The organism is Flavobacterium sp. F52 (assembly GCF_000278705.1).
Taxonomy (GTDB): Bacteria; Bacteroidota; Bacteroidia; order Flavobacteriales; family Flavobacteriaceae; genus Flavobacterium; species Flavobacterium anhuiense.
Genome location: NZ_AKZQ01000013.1, coordinates 1 through 1,611 on the forward strand (window position 1 = coordinate 1; position 1,611 = coordinate 1,611).

A 1,611-nucleotide genomic window follows, 5' to 3' on the forward strand; every position below is an offset into this window, starting at 1 on the left:
TATCCCGATAGCTATCGGGATTTCGCTCTTTGCGTTTAAATATCAAAGATTGCTATATAATAATTGCAGTGTATGAAAATCAGATGAACCGTCAAAGTATTTATAAAGCACTTCCTGAAAAATAGGTTCTGTATTTTGAACGCTGGCAAATAAAGTCATACAAGATTGAAGATTTTCTACATCTATGCTTTCAAAAATATCTGATACGTTTTCTTCTTTTTTAATTAATTCAGAAGTAATTTCTAAAAGATGTTTTCCTAAAATGGGATGTTCAAGAAAAGCAATTGCCTCGTCGGCATTTTTGATTTCGTAAAATTTAGATGTATCGCTCGAACCCATTCCTTTTATTTGAGGAAAAATAAACCACATCCAAGGAGACTCTTTTTTGCCATTTTTAATTTCGTCTAGAGCTGTTAAGTACAATTTGTTTTGAGCATCTAAAAAACGAAGTAATCCATTGTTATTGTAATCCATTATTTACGATATTAATTTGGGGATATCAGGTCATAAATCTAGTCAAAATATGTTTACTTGTATAGTGCGAAACTTATTTTTTAGAGCCAATTTTTAACATTTTAAATGAGATAATTTAAAAAAGCAATTTGCTGTAAAATTTTATGCTTTTATAGTACATTAACAGATAAAGTTGTATTAATTAATTTTTTAATTGTTATAAAAAGCATTTTTAATTGGTGGTTCTGTTATGATTTTTCTATTTTTATAAACAGACGGTTTAAAAACTGTCCGAAAAAATAAAATTAGACTTGATATTGGCCATCTTACAATATCAATATTTTCAACCGGGCAAGCTTCGCCCATAAAAAAATAAATGCTTATGAAAATAGGATTAATCGGATTCGGAAAAACTGGAAAATCAGTAGCTTCAATATTATTAGAAAATAAAAAATTCTGTTTAGAATGGGTTTTACGCCAAAGTACGGTTTTAGAACACAGATCGGTTCCAGAATTTTTTGGAGTGCAGTCAGAAGAACCCGGCTTAATCTACTCTAGTTCTAAAACTTCTATAGAAGAATTATTAGAACAACATCCTGTTGATGTCATTATTGATTTTTCGTCACATCAAGGAATATATACATATGGAGAAGTAGCTGCAAAAAAGCAAGTAAAAATTATTTCTGCTATTTCACATTATAAAGATAAAGAGTTGGCTTTCCTGAAAAAGCTTTCGAAAAAAACTACTGTATTTTGGTCACCAAATATTACTTTGGGAGTGAACTATTTATTGTTTGCAGCCAAGTTTTTAAAGAAAATTGCACCTTGGGTCGATATTGAAGTGAACGAAGAGCATTTTAAAACCAAACAAGGAACATCTGGAACAGCAGTAAAAATAGCAGAAGCGCTAGATGTTGATAAAGAAAACATCAATTCGGTTAGGGCAGGAGGAATTGTAGGTAAACATGAAGTTATTTTTGGTTTTCCTTTTCAAACCGTGCGTCTAATTCACGAATCGATTTCTAGAGAAGCTTTTGGAAACGGAGTTATTTTTGTGGCTGAAAATCTTAAAGAGAAAGAAAAAGGATTATATAATTTTGAAGATATCCTGACGCCTTATTTTACGGTTTAAGTTTTTTTGCCACAAAGACGCTAAGG

General features: G+C 30.7%; 2 protein-coding genes. One reads left to right on the plus strand and one right to left on the minus strand.

The features are described 5' to 3' along the window. Window positions 1-42: 42 nt before the first annotated feature. Window positions 43-474 (minus strand): DUF1810 domain-containing protein, encoded by a 432-nt coding sequence (locus tag FF52_RS04340; RefSeq protein WP_008463279.1) that lies wholly within the window; start codon window positions 472-474, stop codon window positions 43-45. A 361-nt stretch (window positions 475-835) separates the two neighbouring features. Between FF52_RS04340 and FF52_RS04345 the strand changes: the two genes are divergently transcribed. After that, the gene (locus FF52_RS04345; protein ID WP_035690786.1) at window positions 836-1,585 is read left to right on the plus strand and encodes a 4-hydroxy-tetrahydrodipicolinate reductase; all 750 of its coding nucleotides are present in this window, start codon (window positions 836-838) and stop codon (window positions 1,583-1,585) included. Window positions 1,586-1,611 lie beyond the last annotated feature (26 nt).

Coding starts and splice junctions, on each gene's coding strand:
- FF52_RS04340 (WP_008463279.1), bottom strand. CDS start 474: ATGGATTACAATAACAATGGATTACTTCGTTTTTTAGATGCTCAAAAC.
- FF52_RS04345 (WP_035690786.1), top strand. CDS start 836: ATGAAAATAGGATTAATCGGATTCGGAAAAACTGGAAAATCAGTAGCT.